This window comes from Desulfocurvus sp. DL1XJH-121 (genome assembly GCF_054819825.1).
This window is the reverse complement of record NZ_JBTVWW010000017.1, coordinates 1-19298: the sequence shown is the minus strand read 5'-3', so window position 1 is coordinate 19298 and position 19298 is coordinate 1. Positions and strand designations below refer to the sequence as shown.

Annotated in this window: 23 protein-coding genes; all 23 read left to right on the top strand. The window is 63.4% G+C overall.

The features are described from left to right. The first annotated feature begins 235 nt into the window (after nt 1–235). The 23 genes from ACYYG1_RS12115 to ACYYG1_RS12005 all read left to right on the top strand — a co-directional run bounded on the left by ACYYG1_RS12115 (nt 236) and on the right by ACYYG1_RS12005 (nt 18710). Nucleotides 236–1642 carry a sigma-54 interaction domain-containing protein gene (locus ACYYG1_RS12115; RefSeq protein ID WP_461210578.1) on the top strand — a complete coding sequence of 469 codons (1407 nt, stop codon included), beginning with the start codon at nt 236–238 and terminating at the stop codon, nt 1640–1642. Next, a complete protein-coding gene (locus tag ACYYG1_RS12110) occupies nt 1639–1980 on the top strand; it encodes a dinitrogenase iron-molybdenum cofactor biosynthesis protein (protein WP_461210577.1) in 342 nt (113 codons plus the stop codon). Before ACYYG1_RS12115 ends, ACYYG1_RS12110 begins: the two co-directional genes overlap by 4 nt. A 221-nt stretch (nt 1981–2201) precedes the next feature. After that, complete coding sequence (locus tag ACYYG1_RS12105) at nt 2202–2579, top strand: DNA-binding transcriptional response regulator (protein ID WP_461210576.1); 378 nt, start codon at nt 2202–2204, stop codon at nt 2577–2579. Nucleotides 2580–2655: 76 nt separating this feature from the next. After that, nucleotides 2656–3201, top strand: a complete 546-nt coding sequence (locus ACYYG1_RS12100) for a CBS domain-containing protein (protein ID WP_461210575.1) — start codon at nt 2656–2658, stop codon at nt 3199–3201. Nucleotides 3202–3239: 38 nt separating this feature from the next. Next, complete coding sequence (locus ACYYG1_RS12095; RefSeq protein ID WP_461210574.1) at nt 3240–4718, top strand: SLC13 family permease; 1479 nt, start codon at nt 3240–3242, stop codon at nt 4716–4718. A 96-nt stretch (nt 4719–4814) separates the two neighbouring features. Next, nucleotides 4815–6248 carry a transferase gene (locus ACYYG1_RS12090; protein ID WP_461210573.1) on the top strand — a complete coding sequence of 478 codons (1434 nt, stop codon included), beginning with the start codon at nt 4815–4817 and terminating at the stop codon, nt 6246–6248. A gap of 386 nt (nt 6249–6634) precedes the next feature. Beyond that, nucleotides 6635–7165, top strand: coding sequence for a Na+/H+ antiporter subunit E (locus tag ACYYG1_RS12085; protein WP_461210572.1), 531 nt, complete (start codon nt 6635–6637; stop codon nt 7163–7165). Further along, nucleotides 7166–7453: an MrpF/PhaF family protein gene (locus tag ACYYG1_RS12080; RefSeq protein WP_461210571.1), complete on the top strand. Its 288-nt coding sequence runs from the start codon at nt 7166–7168 to the stop codon at nt 7451–7453. It begins immediately after the preceding gene. Between the two features lie 8 nt (nt 7454–7461). After that, nucleotides 7462–7788 (top strand): monovalent cation/H(+) antiporter subunit G, encoded by a 327-nt coding sequence (gene mnhG, locus ACYYG1_RS12075; RefSeq protein ID WP_461210570.1) that lies wholly within the window; start codon nt 7462–7464, stop codon nt 7786–7788. Nucleotides 7789–7792: 4 nt separating this feature from the next. Beyond that, nucleotides 7793–8038, top strand: a complete 246-nt coding sequence (locus tag ACYYG1_RS12070) for a hydrogenase subunit MbhD domain-containing protein (protein WP_461210569.1) — start codon at nt 7793–7795, stop codon at nt 8036–8038. After that, nucleotides 8038–8871 (top strand): Na(+)/H(+) antiporter subunit B, encoded by an 834-nt coding sequence (locus ACYYG1_RS12065; protein WP_461210568.1) that lies wholly within the window; start codon nt 8038–8040, stop codon nt 8869–8871. Before ACYYG1_RS12070 ends, ACYYG1_RS12065 begins: the two co-directional genes overlap by 1 nt. Nucleotides 8872–8873: 2 nt before the next feature. Next, entirely contained in the window at nt 8874–9269 is a 396-nt protein-coding gene (locus tag ACYYG1_RS12060; protein ID WP_461210567.1) for a cation:proton antiporter subunit C, read from the top strand. Nucleotides 9270–9271: 2 nt separating this feature from the next. Beyond that, complete coding sequence (locus tag ACYYG1_RS12055; RefSeq protein ID WP_461210566.1) at nt 9272–10771, top strand: complex I subunit 5 family protein; 1500 nt, start codon at nt 9272–9274, stop codon at nt 10769–10771. Nucleotides 10772–10783: 12 nt separating this feature from the next. Further along, nucleotides 10784–12265 (top strand): monovalent cation/H+ antiporter subunit D family protein, encoded by a 1482-nt coding sequence (locus ACYYG1_RS12050; protein ID WP_461210565.1) that lies wholly within the window; start codon nt 10784–10786, stop codon nt 12263–12265. Nucleotides 12266–12269: 4 nt separating this feature from the next. Beyond that, on the top strand, nt 12270–12431 hold the full coding sequence (locus tag ACYYG1_RS12045; protein ID WP_461210564.1) for a hypothetical protein: 162 nt from the start codon (nt 12270–12272) through the stop codon (nt 12429–12431). A 10-nt stretch (nt 12432–12441) separates the two neighbouring features. Then, entirely contained in the window at nt 12442–12699 is a 258-nt protein-coding gene (locus ACYYG1_RS12040; protein WP_461210563.1) for a hypothetical protein, read from the top strand. Next, the gene (locus ACYYG1_RS12035) at nt 12692–14440 is read left to right on the top strand and encodes a Na(+)/H(+) antiporter subunit D (protein ID WP_461210562.1); all 1749 of its coding nucleotides are present in this window, start codon (nt 12692–12694) and stop codon (nt 14438–14440) included. Before ACYYG1_RS12040 ends, ACYYG1_RS12035 begins: the two co-directional genes overlap by 8 nt. Before the next feature lie 32 nt (nt 14441–14472). After that, nucleotides 14473–14943 (top strand): Crp/Fnr family transcriptional regulator, encoded by a 471-nt coding sequence (locus ACYYG1_RS12030; RefSeq protein WP_461210561.1) that lies wholly within the window; start codon nt 14473–14475, stop codon nt 14941–14943. Nucleotides 14944–15120: 177 nt separating this feature from the next. Next, nucleotides 15121–15741 (top strand): cobalamin biosynthesis protein CbiL, encoded by a 621-nt coding sequence (locus ACYYG1_RS12025; RefSeq protein ID WP_461210560.1) that lies wholly within the window; start codon nt 15121–15123, stop codon nt 15739–15741. Nucleotides 15742–15904: 163 nt separating this feature from the next. After that, complete coding sequence (gene cbiQ / locus ACYYG1_RS12020) at nt 15905–16663, top strand: cobalt ECF transporter T component CbiQ (protein ID WP_461210559.1); 759 nt, start codon at nt 15905–15907, stop codon at nt 16661–16663. Continuing rightward, complete coding sequence (locus ACYYG1_RS12015; RefSeq protein WP_461210558.1) at nt 16660–17388, top strand: energy-coupling factor ABC transporter ATP-binding protein; 729 nt, start codon at nt 16660–16662, stop codon at nt 17386–17388. The genes cbiQ and ACYYG1_RS12015 overlap by 4 nt, the downstream gene beginning before the upstream one ends. A gap of 544 nt (nt 17389–17932) precedes the next feature. Further along, entirely contained in the window at nt 17933–18166 is a 234-nt protein-coding gene (locus ACYYG1_RS12010; RefSeq protein WP_461210557.1) for a DUF4160 domain-containing protein, read from the top strand. Nucleotides 18167–18170: 4 nt separating this feature from the next. Then, nucleotides 18171–18710, top strand: a complete 540-nt coding sequence (locus ACYYG1_RS12005; protein WP_461210556.1) for a helix-turn-helix domain-containing protein — start codon at nt 18171–18173, stop codon at nt 18708–18710. Nucleotides 18711–19298: the final 588 nt, after the last annotated feature.

Below are 19298 nucleotides of genomic sequence, written 5' to 3'. Positions count from 1 at the left end.
CTGTCAACACGCCGGGCCGCGATTTTTTCCCCGCCCCGCGGGCGCGACGGGCGCGCGGCGCGCCATGTGAAAAATTTATTTTGAAAATGAATATATTACCAAAGGGCACCGGGACAATATTTCCTTGCGTGCTGGCGGCTCCCGCCCAGAGGAGCCCAATTCCGTCCTTGACAACACTTGTTAAATTCATGTCAAAGTGTTGCATCATGTTCCACACACGAAACACCACCGCCCCATGAGCAGCGCCCTGGTCCACGGCATCCTGAACTCGCCCGTGCCCTTTTTGCCGCTCTTGGACGAGATTCCCCTGGCCGTGCTCCTGCTGGACACCCGACGGCGCGTGGTGGCCATGAACCAGGCCGCCGAGGTGCTCATTGGCTTTCCGGCGCGGCGCAGCCTGGGGCTGCCCTGCCGCTACGCCCTGCGCGGCAGCCTGTGCGGCCGCAGCTGCCCCCTGGCGGGACTGGACCGCGACAGCTCCCCGGCCTGCGCCGAGGGCGACATCATCAACGCCGACCGCGAACGCATCCCCGTGCGCGTCACGGCCTCGCCCGTGCGCGCTGCGGACGGGTCCGTGCAGGGCTACATGGAGACCGTGGAGGACCTGCGCCTGCTCCGAAACCTGGAGCCCAGCCAGCAGGCCGCCTTCGGGTACGCGGGCATCATCGGCCACAGCCCCAAGATGGAGAAGCTGTTCCAGCTGCTGCCCAGCGTGGCCCAGACCGACTCCTCGGTGCTCATCACCGGCGAAACGGGCACGGGCAAGGACCTGGTGGCCGAGGCCATCCACCAGTCCTCGGACCGGGCCAAGGGCCCCTTCGTGAAGGTCAACTGCGGGGCCCTGCCCGAGACGCTCCTGGAGGGCGAACTCTTCGGCCACGTCAAGGGCGCGTTCACCGGCGCGGTGGAGAACAAGTCCGGCCGCTTCAAGCTGGCCCACAACGGAACCCTGTTCCTCACGGAAATCGGCGACCTGCCCCTGCCCCTGCAGGTCAAGCTGCTGTCCTTCTTGGACGACAAGACCTTCTATCCCCTGGGCGGCACCAAGCCCGTGAAGGTGGACGTGCGCATCATCGCCGCCACCCTGCGCGACCTGGAGGAGATGGTGGCCCAGCGCCTGTTCCGCGAGGACCTCCTGTACCGCCTGAACGTGGTGCGCATGCACCTGCCGCCCCTGCGCGAGCGCGGCGAGGACCTGGAGATGCTCACGGACCATTTCCTGGCCATGTTCCGGGCCTCCTTCGGCAAGGAGGTCAAAAGCCTCGGCCCGCGCACCCGGGACATCCTGCTCGGCCATCCCTTCCCGGGCAACGTGCGCGAACTGCGCAACGTGGTGGAATACGCGGTCAACGTCTGCGAGGGCGACACCGTGCTGCCCGAGCACCTGCCCGCGTACATGACCCGGCCGCACCCGGCCCCGGCCCCGCGCCCAGTGGAGCCCGGAGCCCCGGCCCCGCCGCGCGCCGCGGCCAGGCCCCACGCCCCCAACTGGGACGCGGCGGAACGCGAGTTGATCATGGACGCCCTGGTGCAGGCCAAGGGCCGCCGGGGCCGCGCCGCGGACATCCTGGGCTGGGGCCGCAGCACCCTGTGGCGCAAGATGAAGAAACACGGGATCGATCCCCAGGGGCCCCCGGCATGACCAAGATCCTCATCACCCTGGACCTGGACCACGTGGCCGCCCGCTTCGACCTCACGGCCGAGGCCTGGCTGGGCCGCCTGGAGAGCGGCGCCGAGGCCGACGGCAAGACCCTGGTGCTGTCCTCGGCCTCGGCCGACGAACTGTGCAAGCTGGTGCTCACGGAAAAGGTCTCCCTGGTGGTCTGCGGAGCCATCGAGGGCAAGTATTACGACTATCTGCAATGGAAGGGCGTGGAGGTCTACGACTCGGTCATCGGCGGCCTGGACTCGGTGCTCGCGGCCCTGGACTCCCGCACCCTGGAACCCGGCGCGGTCCTGGATTGCCCCGACGACATGTGATTACCGATATGTGGCTTTTTGTTTCTTTTTGTCTTTGATAATTCGTTTCGTATAGTTTCAATTCGTCTCGCCTGTTTCGCCTCCAATCGCCAATTATCCGGTATTCAGACATATTTTTTCTGGCATGCTTTCTGCTTTTCCGGCCTGACTTTGTGAATTTCATGCCAAGAGCCATGGCCGGACAACGCGGGGAGATCCGCGTTGCCAAGGAGTCGAAAAGCATGGGCCCGCGCGTTCTCATCCTCGCGCCGGACGACGGTTTCCGCAGCCAGCTGGCCTTCCGCCTGGCCGCCGCCGGCATCGTGGTGGACGAGGAGGCGGACACCGGCGAGGCTGTGCGATTTCTCACAGACAGGGGCGCGGACGTGATCCTGTTCCTGGCCCGGGAGTGCGGCGACGAGGATCTGGGCCGCATCCGCAGGCTGGCCGACGCGGCCCCCAAGGCGGGCATCATCCTCCTGGAGAGCGGCGGGGACGTGGATTTCGCCATGCGCGCCAGGAGCCAGGGGGTGCTGGACGACATGCTGGTGCCCTTCGACGTCAACGAGCTGCTGCACAAGATCCAGGGCGCGGGCAAACGGCCCGCGAAACGAAGCTGAGCCCGGGGCCGGATCGCGGCCCCGGCATGAACGCAAGCCGGGTGGGGCGCCCGGACAAACCTTTGGAGGACGGCTGATGGACATCACTATCAAGGACCTCATGATCCCCATCGGGGAGTACGTCTCCGTGGGGATCGAGGACACCCTCCTGGACTGCTTCCTGGCGCTGGAGGAAGACAAGAAGACCAGGGGCCAGGCGCATTCCCACCGCGACGTGCTGGTCTTCGGGCCGGACGGGGGCGTGCGCGGCAAGGTGACCATGACGGACATCTACCTGGCCCTGGAGCCCGGATACAAGAGCATCCTGGAGTCCATGGACCAGCGGTCCGTGCTGACCCCGGACTACATGGCCGCGATGTTTAGGGAATACGACCTCTGGTCCGCGCCCCTGGCGGACCTCTGCCGCAAGGCCTCGGGCCTGAAGGTGGCGGACATCATGCACGAGCCCGCCGAGACCGAGTTCGTGGACGCGGGGGCGGGCCTGGACAAGGCCCTGCACCTCTACGTCATGGGCGCGCACCAGCCTCTGCTGGTGCGCGAGGGCGGCAAGGTCGTGGGCGCGCTGCGCTTCGGCGACGTGTTCAGCAGGATCAAGGCCCTCGTCCTGGCCTGCGCCAGATAATCCCCATCCAACCCCAGACAAAGGGAAGGTAATCCAATATGACTGCCGCAACCAAACAAGCCGCGTCCTTCGACTGGAAACGGCTCGTGTTCATGCTCACCGGCGTGGCCCTGTTCTGCGTGGTCTATTTCTCGCCGGCCTGGCCCGACGCCATCGACCCCATGGGCGAGCACTTCCTGCTCTCGCGCGAGGGCAAGGGCGCCCTGGCCGTGTTCCTGCTGGCCGGGACGTGGTGGGTCTTCGAGGTGGTGCCCATCGGCGTGACCTCGCTGATGATCGGCATCCTCCAGGCCCTGTTCCTGATCCGCCCGGCCAAGGTGGCCTTCAAGGACTTCATGGACCCGTCCGTGATGTTCATCTTCGCCTCCCTGGTCATCGGCACGGTGTTCACCAAGACCGGGCTGACCAAGCGCCTGGCCTACAAGATGCTGGACATCGTGGGCGAGCGCACGTCCATGATCCTGCTGGGCAGCTTCGTGGTCTGCGCGGCGCTCACGCACATCATGGCCCACACCGCCGTGGCCGCCACCCTGTATCCGCTGCTGGTGGCCATCTACAGCCTGTACTCCGACGACCCGCACACGCCCACCAAGTTCGGCAAGGGCCTGTTCATCGGCATGGCCTACGTGGCCGGGGCCGGGTCCATCGTGACCCTCTTGGGCGCGGCGCGCGGGGCCGTGGCCCTGGGCTTCTACAAGGACATCATGGGCCAGGACATCACCTTCTTCCAGCTGACCTACTACATGTTCCCCATCGGCTGGCTGATGACCTTCCTCTTGTGGGGCTTCTTCATGATCTTCTGCAAGCCCGAGCACAAGACCATCCCCGGGCTGCGCGCAAAGGCCCGCGAGCTCAACGCCGGCCTGGGCCGCCTGAGCCGGAACGAAATCCTGGCCGCCGTCATCGTGGGCACGGCCATCGTGATCATGAGCCTGCGGTCCTTCATCCCGGCCTTGAAGCCCATCGACAAGACCGCCATCATCCTCATGACCACGGTGCTCTTCTACGTGTTCCGCATCCTGGACCTTCGGGACCTGGAGGAGGTGCCCTGGAACATCATCCTGCTCTTCGCCGGGGCCATGTCCATCGGCTTCTGCCTCTGGGAGACGGGCGCGGCCAAGTGGCTGGCCGTGAACTGGCTGGCCATGTTCAAGGAGGCCCACTGGTTCATCTTCGTCATGTCCATCGCCTTCTTCGTGATGATCATGACCAACTTCATCATGAACGTGGCGGCCATCGCCATCTCCCTGCCCGTGGCCCTGGTCATCGCGCCCTACCTGGGCGTGGCCGGCGAGGTCATCCTGTTCTCCTCGCTCATCGTGGCGGGCATGCCCTTCCTGCTCCTGGTGGGCGCGGCGCCCAACGCCATCGCCTACAATTCCAGACAGTTCACCAGCGGGGAGTTCTTCATGTACGGCATCCCGGCGTCCATCCTGCTGATGGCGGTCACGGGACTGGCCGTGTACGTGCTCTGGCCCCTCATGGGCATGTCCATCACCCTGCCCGCGGGCGGGTAGACCACACGCAGGCATTCGACTATGAGGTAATGGTGCGGCCCCGTCTTTCCGGGGCCGCGCCGCCACGCCTACAACCATCAGCGGACGGAGAGCCCCATGCAGGTCAACAAGCTCATCGACAGCATCGTGAACCGCGTCAACGTCAACCTCCACGAGTTCGCCGAGGTGGGCCCCCACATCCGCACCCTGATCAATCCGGACAACTACTCGGCCTTCTACGCCTTCTACGCCCTGACCACCCACCACCCCCTGCGCTTCCAGTTCTCCGAGTCCTGCATCTCGGGCACCTATTTCCTGGGCAAGTGCGTGGTGGACCGCTCCATCGTCTACAAGAGCGACATCCGCGGCGACGAGCTCAAGCGCAAGGGCGACAGCGTGGACTTCGAGGGCATGACCATCAAGCTCTACAACGACGAGTTCATCTCCATCCGCGACAGCTTTCTCATCAAGACCCTGGTGCACAACAAGTCCCACGATCCAGAAAACCTGGAGAAATTCGCCATCCGCAACACCGTGGCCCTGCACTGGTCCAACATCCACGGCTCGCCCATGGAGGGCTGCCTGCTGGAGCCCTTCGCCACCGTGGACCTGACCAGCGCCCACAACTGCGTGTTCGGCATGCACAGCTACGTGCAGGCCGGGGAGATCTCCCACACCTACGTGGAGCCCGGGCGGGTCTGGATCCGCTCCGAGGGCTCCTTCGAGTTCGACTACCGCTTCCCGCGCGAGGTGCTGCCGCACTACATCGACTACAAGGTGGGCGCGCGGCCCACGGGCGTGATGATGGACTACGTGGAGAACCGCAAGGAGGACTTCGTCCCCATCTACAGCTCCGTGAACCAGGGCCAGCCCCGGGACGTGCCCGAGGGCGCGGCCGTGTCCCCCTACGCCGTGGTCAAGGGTTCCTGCCAGGTGGACAAGAAGGTCCTCGTGGCCCAGCGGGCCTACATAGAGGATTCCTCCCTGGGCGAGGGCGCCAACGCCCAAGAGAACTGCTACATCGTGCATGCGCACCTGGAGGGCATGAACGTCACAGCCCACGGCGGCAAGATCATCCACGCCCACTGCGGCCCCAACTGCTTCGTGGGCTTCAACGCCTTTGTCCACGGCACCCCGGAAAATCCCGTACAGGTGGGCAAGGGCTGCATCATCATGCCCCACACCATCATCGACGCCGTTGAACCAATCGAAATTCCAGGAGGTTCACTTGTCTGGGGATACATCACCCGCCAGCAGGACATCACCAACAACAGCGTGGCCCTGACGCGGCTTCGCGAATTCAGCGGCGAAGCGGAATTCGGCAGCATGCGGTTTTCCGGATCGGGCAAGGCCTTCGTGGACGCCTTCACCCACCGCATCCAGCATATCCTGGAAGAGAACGGCGCCTTCTATGACGGAAAATCAATGGCCGGACACGCCCAAAAGAACCAGGACATGTCTTTCAGCATTGTGCAACCCTACCCCGACGGCCCTCTCAAAGGCATCTATCCCACCGTGGACATCGCTCCGGCAATGCTTGATCTATTTTAAACAAGCAGCGTGAACCTCCAGCCCTATTGCGAAAACAACATATTGGAATCAAAAAAATAACAAGGCCAATATAGAGCTTTCCGGCAACCTGGGCGACCGCACAAATGCTCCGTGCACACGGCACGGGAGTTGCACAACCACCGCATCGTTATTCCAGGCGCATGGTAGCGCGCAACGGCCGTGGGTTCCCACCATTCCCGCCTTCCTTGCGGGACATGGCGGGACCCTTCACATAAAGGCTGATTTCGCGCACCATTGCCTGAAGTTTGTTCACCGGTGAGCTTGACCCGCTGAACATCTTGGTGAAATATGCCTTTCCGGGCTTTGGTCGGACCACGTTCCCCAAGGCCCGTATTCCGTCACCCTCCATTTTTAAGGACAACGACATGGCGAACAACCACCAAGAAACCCTGACCAGGCCCAGGAAACGCCTGGGCGCGGTGGCACTGACCTTCGTGCTCATGGCCGTGACCTGGGTAGTGCTCTCGGGCAAATTCGACCCGTTCCACATGAGCCTAGGCGTAATCTGCTGCGCCATCGTGGCCTGGGCGTCGTCGGACCTGCTCTTCCCACCGAACACGCAGGCCGCCGTAACCGGGGTATGGTTCAGGTTCATCCTGTACATCCCCTGGCTGATCTGGGAAATCGTCAAGGCCAACATCTGGCTCCTCTACCTGGCTTTCCATCCGCGTATGATGTCGATGATCTCCCCCAGGGTCATCAAGATCGACTCCTACCTGACGGGAACCATGGCCCGGTTGACCTTCGCCAACTCCATCACGCTCACCCCCGGCACCATCACCGTGTATGTGGACCGCTTCGGCCGCTACACCGTGCACGCCATCGACAAGAAGTCCGCCGACGGACTGCCCGGGGACATGGAGCGGAACATCGCCAAGACCTTCGGGGAGGAATAGATGGACGGCTTCTTCATAGGCACGGCCCTGGCGCTCATCGCCATCATGCTCATGACCCTGTACCGCGCCGTGGTGGGTCCCACGGCCCTGGACCGCCTGGTGGGCGTCAACGGCATCGGCTCCAAGACGGTGGTGCTGCTGATCATCGCGGGGCACCTGTTCCATCGCCAGGACATGTTCGTGGACATCGCCCTGGCCTACGGCATGCTCAACTTCATCGCGGTCATCGCCGCGGCGAGATATTTCCAGAAACGCAAGGGGCTCCGCAACCAGCCCCAGGACAACTAGGAGGCATCATGCTCGATCTCGCGGTCAAAGCGCTGCTCGTCCTGGGCCTCGTCGTCTTCTTCGGGGGTTCCCTGGGCATCCTGCGCTTTCCGGACTTCTATTCGCGCCTGCACCCGGCCGGGAAGATGGACACCCTGGCCTCGCTGCTGATGCTCGGCGGCCTCGCGCTGTACGAGCTGCACCACCTGGATGTGGGCTCCATTCTCACGGCCCTGAAGATCATGCTCATCCTGGTCTTCGTGTTCATCGCCAGCCCCACCGCCACCCACGCCATCGTGGACGCGGGCTTCAGGGCCGGCCTCAAGCCCTGGACCCAGGGCGAGCCCAGGAGGTAGGCGCATGATCTGGCAAATCGACCTGGCTATCCTGCTGCTGGTGGTGATCTGCGCCATCGGCGCCCTGCAGATCAAGGATCTCTTGGGCGCGGGCATACTGTTCGGCGCGTACAGCTTCATGATGTGCGTGCTGTGGACCGTGATGGGGGCCGTGGACGTGGCCTTCACCGAGGCCAGCGTGGGCGCGGGCGTTTCCACCGTGCTCTTCCTGGCCGCCGTGTTCAGAACCGCAAGGAGGTCGAAAGACTGATGAAAAAGCTCGCTTTCATCTCCACGGTGCTGACCGGCATCATCCTTATCGCCGTGACCGTGGACTTCCCGGCCTTCGGCGACCCCCAGTCTCCGGCGTCCACGTACCTGTCCAACTACTACATCGAGCACAGCCTCGAAGACACCGACGTGCCCAACTTCGTCACGTCGCTGTTAGCCGACTACCGCGGCTTCGACACCATGTTCGAGACCACGGTGGTCTTCTGCGCGGGCGCGGCCTGCTTCTTCCTCCTGGGCGCCTACACGCGCAAGGATGACGAGCGCAGGCACTACTTCCGCCACAAGCCCTCGGGCGTGGTCCTGACCATCAAACCCGGCGGCACGGCCCCGAAGACGGGCGGCGAGTTCGAGCAGATCGACCCCACCTGGGTGCCCTACGACTTCATCGTCTCGCGGGTCGCCAAGATGATGGTCCCCTTCATCCAGATCTACGCCCTGTACGTCGTGGCCCACGGCCACCACAGCCCGGGCGGCGGATTCCAGGGCGGCGTGATCCTCGCGGCGGCCTTCCTGCTTTTGGCCCTGTCGCACAACATGACCACCCTGACCTCGCGGATATCCAACAAGGTTCTGGGCATCATGAGCGCCGGAGGCGTGATCATCTACTCGGGCTGGGGCGCCCTGGCCCTGTTCTACGGGCACAACTTCCTGGACTACTCGGCCATGGCCGGGCTCCTGGGCGTGGACCCGGTGTACGCGCGCTCCCTGGGTATCCTCTTCGTTGAAATCGGCGTGGCCCTGACGGTCATGTCCACCATGGTCATCATCTACAACAACGTCGCCTCCCTGGGCAGATACGAGGAGGGCCTGTAGCCATGATGGACTTCCTGCAGAACGTTGTCGTGGCCAAGTACAACTTCTGGCTGTACATCATCCTGATGATGATCGGCCTGTGGGCCATGATCGGCAAGAACAACCTGGTCAAGAAGGTGGTCGGCATGAACATCTTCCAGACCGCCATCATCCTCTTCTACGTGTCCATCGGTTCCAAGAAGGGGGCCACCATCCCCATCATGGAACACGGCCACGGGGGCGGGCACCACGCGGTGCACGCGGTTGACTACATCAACCCCCTGCCCCACGTGCTGATGCTCACGGCCATCGTCGTCAGCGTGGCGACCCTGGGTGTGGCCCTGGCCTTGCTGCTCAAGATCTACCGCGAGCACAAGACCCTGGAAGAAGACGAAATCTTAAGCCACCTGAGTGACTAGCCATGACGCATCAATATCCCGCGCTCATACTCATCATTCCGCTGCTGTTCTCGTTCTTTACGTTCATCAGCGGCTGGCTCGGGCGGCGATTCGCCTTCGCCCTCGCCTGTTTCGCACTGCTCTGCTCCGCGGCGTCCGCCGTGGCGCTGCTGCTGCAGATCCTGGCCACGGGCCCGGTGTCCTACCATCTGGGGCACTGGCCGCCGCCCATCGGCATCGAATACTATGTGGATTACCTGAACGGCCTCGTTCTGGTCCTGGTCTCCTGCGTGGGGCTGGTGAACCTCGTGGCCACCCGCGAGGACGTTGAAAAGCGCTACGCGGGCAGGGTCCCGGTGTTCTACACCCTGTACCTGCTCTCCGTGACCGGCCACCTGGGCATCGTGGTCACGGGCGACGCCTTCAACCTGTACGTGCTCCTGGAGATCACGGCCTTGTCGGGCTACGCGCTCCTGGCCATGGGCAACGCCAAGGCCCAGCTCTCCACCCTCAGGTACCTGTTCATGGGCACCGTTGGCGCGAGCTTCTACCTGCTCGGCGTCGGTTACCTTTATATAAAGACCGGCTCCCTGAACATGCAGGACATCTCGCGGCTCATCCAGCCCATGGCCGACTCCCCGGCCATCCTCACGGCCTTCGGGCTGGTGCTCGTGGGCCTGTTCACCAAGATGGCCTTCTTCCCGGTGCATGCCTGGCTGCCCAACGCCTACTCCGACGCGGAGTCCCCGGCGTCCAGCCTCATCGCGCCCCTGACCACAAAGGTCATGGTCTACGCCATGGCGCGCATGGTGATCACGGTGTTCACCCCGGACATGGCCTTCAAGAACCCGCTCATCGCCGAAGGTATGGTCTGGGCGGCGGTCGTCGCCATGGTGGCCGGAGCGTTCTTCGCCCTGGCCCAGAGGGACTTGAAGCGCATGCTGGCCTTCATCGTGGTTTCGGAAGTGGGCTACATGGTGGGCGGCCTGTGGCTGGGCAACCGCCTGGGCATGTCCGGGTCCATCCTGCACATCGTCAACGACTCGGTGATGACGCTGTGCGTGTTCCTGTGCGTGGGCTCCTTCGCCTACCACTCGGGCACCACAAGCTTCGAGAGCCTGAGGGGCATCTCGCGCAGGCAGCCCTTCACCATGGCGGCCTTCGTCATCGGCGCCCTGGCCATGATCGGCGTGCCCCCCACCTGCGGGTTCTACTCCAAGTGGTACCTGATCCTGGGCGGGCTCACCGCCGGGCACTGGGGCTTCGTGGGCGCGCTGATCCTTTCGAGCCTCATCAATATCGTGCTGTTCTTCCGGATCTTCGAGATCTCCTACTTCGAGCCGTATGGCGACATGCACGGGGCCCACTACCACGGGCCGCCGCACGAGGAGATCAACGACGCCCCCTGGGGCATGGTCGTGCCGCTGTTGGCGGTGGCCGCCGGGCTCGTGGTGCTCGGCCTGTACTCGGGCGATCTGGTGACCAAGATCATAGACCTCGCCATCCCGGCGACCATCGTCTAGGGGGCTTTCCACATGGAACTTGTTGAATCCATCCGACCGCTTCTCGCCATCCTGGTCGCCTTCCTCGCCATGCCGATGATCTGCGCGGCGGGAAAATCGCCCAATGCGCGGGACGCCATCTCCATCGCCGCCGGGGTCATCCTCACGGCCATCGTGGCCAGCATGGTCCCCGACGTGCTCGACGGCAAACAGTTCGTGTACACCCTGGCTCCGGTCCTGCCCGGCGTGCCCCTGGCGCTGAAGGTGGACGGCCTGGGCCTGATGTTCGCCATGGTCTCGTCTCCCTTGTGGATCGTGGTTTCCCTGTACACGGTGGGCTACATGCGGGGGCTCAAGGAGCACAGCCAGACGCGCTTCGCCTCCTACTTCGCCCTGGCCCTGTCCTCCACCGTGGGCGTGGCCTTCTCCGCGAACCTGCTGACCATGTACATGTTCTACGAGATCCTCTCCCTGTCCACGTTCCCGCTGGTCACGCACATGCAGACCCCCGAGGCCCGCATCTCCGGCCGCAAGTACGTGGGCTACCTCATGGGCACGTCCATCGGCCTGGCCCTGCCGGCCATGCTCATCGCCTACTTCCAAGCCGGGACCCTGGACTTCGGTCCGCAGGGCTTCCTGGCGGGCCACGTGAGCCCGGCCATGGCCACCACGCTCCTGGTCATGTTCCTGTTCGGGTTCTCCAAGGTGGGGTTGATGCCGTTCCACTCCTGGCTGCCCGCCGCCATGGTGGCCCCCACCCCGGTCTCGGCCCTCTTGCACGCCGTGGCCGTGGTCAAGGTGGGCGCGTTCTCCGTGGTGCGCGTGGTCACGGGGGTGTTCGGCGTGGACCTGCTCCGCGACCTGCACCTGGGGACCCTCATCGCGGCCATCGCCTCGGTGACCATCATCACGGCCTCGCTCATCGCCCTGTCCCAGGACGGGCTCAAGCGCAGGCTGGCATTCTCCACCATCGGGCAGCTGTCCTACATCGTCCTGGGCATGGGCCTGCTCACGCCCAAGGGACTCACGGGCGGCATGGTGCACATCGCCATGCACGCCTTCGGCAAGATCACGCTGTTCATGTGCGCCGGGGCCATCATGGTGGCCACCGGCAAGACCCTCATCAGCCAGATGGACGGACTGGGCAAACGTATGCCCATCACCATGTCCGCGTTCTTCATAGGCTCCCTGTCCATCATCGGCCTGCCCCCGTGCGGCGGCTTCATATCCAAATGGTATCTGCTGCAGGGCGCGCTGCAGGCCGACCAGATGGTCTTCGTGGTGGTGCTCTTGGGCAGTTCCCTGCTCAACTCGGCCTACTTCATGCCCATCGTCTACCGGGCCTTCTTCAAGGACCCGAATCCGGAGGACGCGGCCATCGGCTTCTCGGAAGCCCCCGTGCAATGCGTGGCGCCCCTGGCCTTCACCGCATTGGTTTCCATTGGCCTGCTGTTCCATCCTGGACCGTTCCTGCAGTTGGCGGAGATGACCGTCAAGAGCATCTTTGGAGGATGACACCATGAAACTTCCCGAATTCAATGAAAAAGGGGAACGCATGGTCCTGGACCACGACCCCGTTCCCGGATACGGCTTCGCTTTCTGGGTGTGCTTCCTGGGCGGGCTCGGCTATCTGGTGCTGATATTGTGCATGTCCATGGGAACGACCGTGGCCGGCCACTAGGAGAGGGATAATGGAAAACAACACCGAAAAGAAACACATGTTCGACGATCCGAGGAACCTCCAGCGGCTGCTCAAGGTCTTCTTCGCCAGCTTGGTGGTCCTGTTCGGCCTCGACCTGGTGGTGGAAAAGCACTCGCACTTCCCCTGGGAGGACTGGTTCGGCTTCTACGCCATCTACGGCTTCATCGCCTGCGTCCTGCTGGTTCTGGCTGCGCGCTACGTGCTCCGCCCGCTGGTCATGAGACGGGAGGACTTCTACGATGAATAGTTTCGTCCTGCATCCCGCGGTGATAATGATCCTGGGGGCGCTGTTCGTGCCCTTTCTGCGCGGCAACGCCAAGCGCCTGGTCATGCTGGCCCTGCCCCTGGCGAGCCTCTACAACCTGTGCCTGATCCCCAACGGGGCGCATTGCCAGATCCACTTCCTGGGCTTCGACCTGATGCCCGTGATGATGGACCGCATGAGCTTCCTGTTCGGGCTCATCTTCCACATCGTCACGGCCATCGGCATGGTCTTCGCCTTCCAGCACGAGGACAACGTGCAGCACGTCTTCGCCCTGTTCTACGCGGGCGCCGTGCAGGGCGTGGTCTTCGCCGGAGACATGCTGACCTTGTTCCTGTTCTGGGAATGCCTGACGGTCACGGCCGCGGTCATCATCTGGTCCAACCGCACGGAGCAGGCGCGCAACGCGGGCTTCCGCTACATCATGGTGCACGCGGCGGGCGGCCTCTGCCTGCTGGCGGGCATCGTGCTGCGCCAGCGCGTGCACGGGACCATCGAGTTCGGCTACATCGGGCTCACGGACCTGTCCTCGGCCCTGATCTTCATCGGCTTCGGCGTCAACGCGGCCTGGCCCGGCTTCCACGCCTGGCTCACGGACGCCTACCCCACGGCCTCGCCCACGGGCACGGTGTTCCTGTCCGCGTTCACCACCAAAAGCGCGGTGTACGTCCTGGCGCGCGCCTTCCCGGGCACGGAGCTGCTCATCTGGATCGGCGCCATCATGACCGCCTTCCCCATCTTCTTCGCGGTCATCGAGAACGACCTGCGACGGGTGCTGTCCTATTCCCTGGTGAACCAAGTGGGCTTCATGATGGTGGGCATCGGCATCGGCACCCAGCTGTCCATCAACGGCACCTGCGCCCACGCCTTCGCCCATATCCTCTACAAGGGCCTGTTGTTCATGAGCATGGGCGCGGTGATGCACAGAACCGGCAAGATCAACGCCACGGACCTGGGCGGGCTGTACAAGTCCATGCCCTGGACCACGTTGTTCTGCTGCATAGGAGCGGCGTCCATATCCGCCTTCCCCCTGACCAGCGGATTCATATCCAAATCCATGGTCGTCACGGCGTCGGGCGAAGGGCACTACGTGCTGGTCTGGTTCGCCCTGATCTTCGCGTCAGCGGGCGTGTTCCACCACTCGGGCATCAAGATCCCGTTCTTCGCCTTCTTCGGCCACGATGCGGGCTGGAGGGTCAAGGAAGCCCCGTGGAACATGCTTCTGGCCATGGGCGTGGCGGCGTTCTTCTGCATCGGCGTGGGCGTCTATCCCAAGCCGTTGTACAACCTGCTGCCCTACCCCGTGGACTTCGTGCCCTACACGGCGCCCCACGTGCTCTCGCAGCTGCAGCTGTTGTTCTTCTCGGCCCTGGCCTTCACCCTGCTGATGCTCTCCGGCCTGTATCCGGCCGAGATGCGCTGCGTGAACCTGGACGCCGACCTGCTCTACCGCTTCGGCGGCCGCTGGTTCGCCCTGGCCATGGACAAGATCCTCAACAGCCTAAACCGCATCTTCGACGAGCTGTTCCACAAGGGTGCCTGCGTCGCCTTGACCAACTACTTCACGGCCGCGCCCATGCGCTTGACGCTCATGGTCCTGCCCCTCGCGGGGGCGAGACGCGAGCGCGTGAAGCGTTACTTCAAGGCCGGGATGTCGCCCATCGGCCTGTCCGTGGCCGTGGCCACGCTGTACCTGTTCAGCTTCATCATCATGACCCTCAAGTAGCGGTCCCAAGCAACCAGGCGAGGTAACACACAATGATAACCATCGACGACCTGAAGAACGTGCCCCTGCTGCAGGGCTTCTCCGACGCCATCTACGAGAAGCTCCTGACCATCGCCCGCGCGCAGACCCTGCAGGAGGACGAAACCGTCTACGAGGCCCAGGAAGAGGCCAACGACCTGTATATCGTGAAGTTCGGGAAGATCATCCTGGAGGCCGACGTGAGCGACACGGTGACCGTGTCCCTGGCCTCCATCAAGCCCGGCTACCTGTTCGGCTGGTACGGCATGCTGCCCGCCTCGGTGCAGACCATGCGCGCCAAGGCCACGGAGACCTCGGACGTCATCGTGCTGCCCGGCGACGAGCTGCGCATGCTCATGGACGAGGACCACGACTTCGGCTACCAGTTCATGAACAAGATGTACATGCTGATGAAGATCAGGATGGACAGGCGCACCAACCAGTTCCTGTCCGTGCTCGAGCGCCATCCGGACCTGAACGCCTAGGTCCGGGTCCTTCGAACCGCCTGCAAGGGCGGCCCCGCGCATGCGGGGCCGCCCTTTTCGGTCCTGAAAACGGCGCATCCCGGAAAACCCTAGCCCCGCGCTATGGCACATTCCAGGAAAGTATGCTACGCATGGCTTCCCGTTCGAAATCCGTAAACCAGCAATACGGAGCACGCCATGCACCATTTCCATGCGCGGTCCTGCGCGGCCCTGTGCGTTCTGCTGTGGGCCTTCCTGCTTCTGGCCTCCCCCGCGTCGGCCCACAGGGCCAACATCTTCGCCTGGGAGGAAGGCGGGCAGATCAAGATGGAATGCTCGTTCTCCGGCGGCAAGCCCGCCAAGAACGCGCCCATCAGCGTCGAGGACGCGGCCACGGACAAGGAGCTCCTGGTGGTGGAGACCAACGGCCAGGGCGAGGCCTCCTTCCCCGTTCCCGAGGCCGCGCGCGCCGCGCGCCTGGACCTCCGGCTGGTGCTGCACGCCGGCGAGGGGCACCAGGGCGAATGGGTCATCAAGGCCGACGAATACCTGGGCCAGACCGAGGGAGCCGAAGCCCCCGCGCCCGAGGCCGCTCCGGCGGCCGAGGCCGAAAAGCCCGGCTCCGGGCGGACGGCCGCTGTGGACGAGGCCGCCCTGACGCGCATCGTGGACCAGGCCCTGGACAAGCGCCTGGGGCCCATCAATCGCAGGCTCGCGGCCCTGTCCGAACCCGGGCCCAGCGCCTCGGACGTGTTCGGCGGCATCGGCTACATCCTGGGCTTGTTCGGCGTGGCGGCCCTCGTCAGGGCACGCCGTTGAAAAACAGCGATCTGCTGCGTTGCTGCGGGAAATGCAAACCCTCGCGTACAGGAAGTACGCGTCGGCCTTGCATTTCCCTTGCGCCTTGCATCTCACTATTTTTGAACGGCCTGCCGAAGGCGACCATTTCAACTAATCTGCCGGGCACGCCCCGATAAGCACCATGATGGACGAACCATTCACCCAGGGCGGCTCGCTCCTGCACCGCACGGACCCGCGCGCCCGCTTGGCCGCGGCCCTGGTCTGGTCGGTGACCGCGGCCCTGCTGACCACCGCGTCGGCGGCCTGGGCCGCGCTCATCCTCGGGGGCCTGCTGGCCGGGCTCTCGCGCCCGCCTCTGGCGCGCCTGGCGCGGCGTCTGGCCGCGGTGAACGTGTTCATCCTCCTGCTCTGGGCCCTGGTGCCCTTTTCCGTGCCCGGGGACCCCGTTTTCCAGGTTCTGGGCTTCGCGGCCACGCGCCAGGGCTTCGCCCTGGCCCTCATTGTGACGCTGAAGTCCAACGCCATCGTGCTGGGATTCATCGCCCTGGTGGCCACCATTCCGGTCTCGGACCTGGGCTGCGCCCTGCGCGGCCTGCGCGTGCCGGACAAGCTGGCCTGGCTGCTGGTCTTCACCCACCGCTCGGTGTTCGTCATGGCCGGGGAATACCAGCGCATGCGCCAGGCCATGAAGATCCGGGGCTTCACCCCGCGCAGCAACCTGCACACCTACCGCGCCCTGGCCTATCTGGCGGGCATGGTGCTCGTGCGCGGCCTGGACCGCTCCGAGCGCGTGCACGCGGCCATGCTCTGCCGGGGCTTCGACGGCCGCTTCCGCTCCCTGAACGGCCTGCGCGCCACGCCCCGGGATTTCGGCTTCGCGGCCTGCGTGTTCGCGGCCTGCGCGGCCCTGGCCCTCTACGATCTGGGATTCATCGCATGACACAGGAACTCTTCGCCCTCAAGGGCGTGACCTTCGCCTACCCGGGCCGCCAGCCCGTGCTCAGGGACCTGGACTTCACCTTCCATCTGGGCGACTGCATCGGCCTCATCGGCCCCAACGGCGCGGGCAAGACCACCCTGGCCCACATCGTCATGGGCCTGATACGCCCCGACGCGGGCCAGGTCCTGCACCGGGGCGCGCCCGTGGTGGACGAGAAGGGCTTCGCGGCCCTGCGCCGGGAGGTGGGCCTGCTCTTCCAGAACGCCGACGACCAGCTGTTCTACCCCACCGTGCTGGAGGACGTGGCCTTCGGCCCCCTGAACCTGGGCAAGGGGCCGGGCGAAGCCCTGGACGCGGCCCGCGCCACCCTGGCCCGCCTGGGCCTGTCCGGCTTCGAGGACCGCGTGACCTACAAGCTCTCGGGCGGGGAAAAAAAGCTCGTGTCCCTGGCCACGGTCCTGGCCATGGAACCCCTGGCCGTGTTCCTGGACGAACCCACCAACGCCCTGGACGTGGACACGCGCGAGCGGCTCATCGCCATCCTGAACGACCTGAACCTGCCGCGCATCATCATCTCCCACGACTACGACTTCCTGGCCCGCACCACCCGCGACATCTACGCCATGCACGCCGGGATGATCGCCTTCGACGGCCAGACCGCCACCCACCAGCACGTCCACGCCCACGTGCACGGCCAAGTCCCCCACACCCACGGCGAAGGCTGAACGCCCCACGACGCACGTCTGCTGCGTTGCTTCGGAAAATGCAAACCCTCGCGTATTGGAATACGCTTCGGTCTTGCATTTTCCTTGCGCCTTGCATCCGCACGCCGTGGAGCGTTCAGCCAGGGCCCTTGATTTTTTGATCAGTTTTCCCGGCCCCGGCATTTTCCTTACTTGTCATGGATTGGTCCGAATTGTACGCCGTGGCCGCGCCGCACGGTGGCTTCGCGCGTGCGGAGGGAGGAAACGTATACGCCCCTGGCAGGGGCGCATACCACCGTCTTAGGTCCCTATTATCCCTATGTTTACCAGGCACCCGTTTGTTCATGTGCCATTTTCAGAAGACTTTTTTCGACACTTTGGCACATGAAGTGATGGCATATGGACGACCGGGACGGGAAACCCGCCTTGGACACCCGCCATGCTTCGCATGCTCTTTTTTGCGAATTTCACTCTCAATTGCTCGTTGTAAGAAATTATTTCGTTTTTGCTCTTGACTATACGCAATATTTTCGTAATTTATATTCAACACGAAGGGAACTCCAAAGTGACCACCATCACCAAACAAAATAACTACCGAATTGAAGTCAGGGCCAACGATCATCAACCGCCCCACTTCCACATCACGGCAGCGGAATGGGCGGTTGTTGTTTCCATTGAGACATGGGAGATCACCCGGGGCAATGCCACTCCGGAGGCCCGAAAGGCCGTGAACGAAGCGAAGGCTTATGCCGATGTGATTTACGCCGTGTGGAAAAAATTCCACGGCAGGAGGTTCTAAGACGATGGCAACCCGTGAGTATCCGCAAATCAAAACGGCCAAGGCGTTGAAGCCCTTCATAGTCCACGTCGAATGGACGAACGGTGACGTTGCAGACGTAAACGTTCAGGAGCATGTGGAACGCTTCGCCAAGTTCTTTGGCCCCGGCATCGCCAACCGCTGGGGGGATATGATTGTCGATGATTGGGGTTGGTTCGTCTCCTGGGGCGAAAATACGGAGATTGGCTCGGACCTGCTCTGGGATATAAACGAATGGGCCCATAGCCGGAGCATGAGCCCCCAGGCGTTCGCAGAGTGGATTGCCCGGCACAATTTGAATCAGATACGGACGGCCGAGGCCTTGGGTATCAGCCCGCGCCAAGTACAAAACTACCTCAAGGGCACAACGCCTATTCCCCGGACGGTGGTCCTCGCCCTCCAGGCCCTGGGGCAGCAGATGGGGGGCGAACAGGACGACCAATTCCAGGCCCAGATTATGCTTGCCCTGTCGCAGCTAACCAAGGACGTCGAAGAGATCAAAGAAGGTTTGAAAAACGTCGCATAGATGGTCAGTCCACAAAACGAAGCCTCCAGGCCGTGACAGGTCCGGGGGCTTTCTTTTGCTTCATGGCCAGGGCCAGCTAGGGCGTCCGCGACTTTACCATCTATGGCTTCCGGCATTGTTTGGCCGTGGTTCTACGCGATAACCCGAGCTTTGTTCAGATTCTATACGGGCACAAGCGCCGGTCTACGACTAATATCTATTTGAACAAATTGAGGACGAATCTGAACGAGATCAAAGACGGCATCGAAACGGCCGTAAAGGTCGGTTCTGAGAACAGTTTGACGCATGAAGTGGCACAGGAGAAAGAGAAATGGATTAGCAACTTGGATGGCCATAGTTGATAACCAATTGTAATCTCTTCTGAGATGGATGTATTTGAACCATCGATACACGTAAAGGTATACGCCCTTGACAGAGGTGCGCCTCAATGAGTGGCTTCAGGCGTGCGGGGGAAAGGCAAAAGGACAAGGGGGCTTTTTCTGCTGAATTCTCATGACAATGCGTGTCGGGGTGTACAGAGATAGTATTCACCTGACACTGCCGCCCCTGGCGGGGTGATTTCTAGGCGGCCGCCTCGGCCGCCTATTT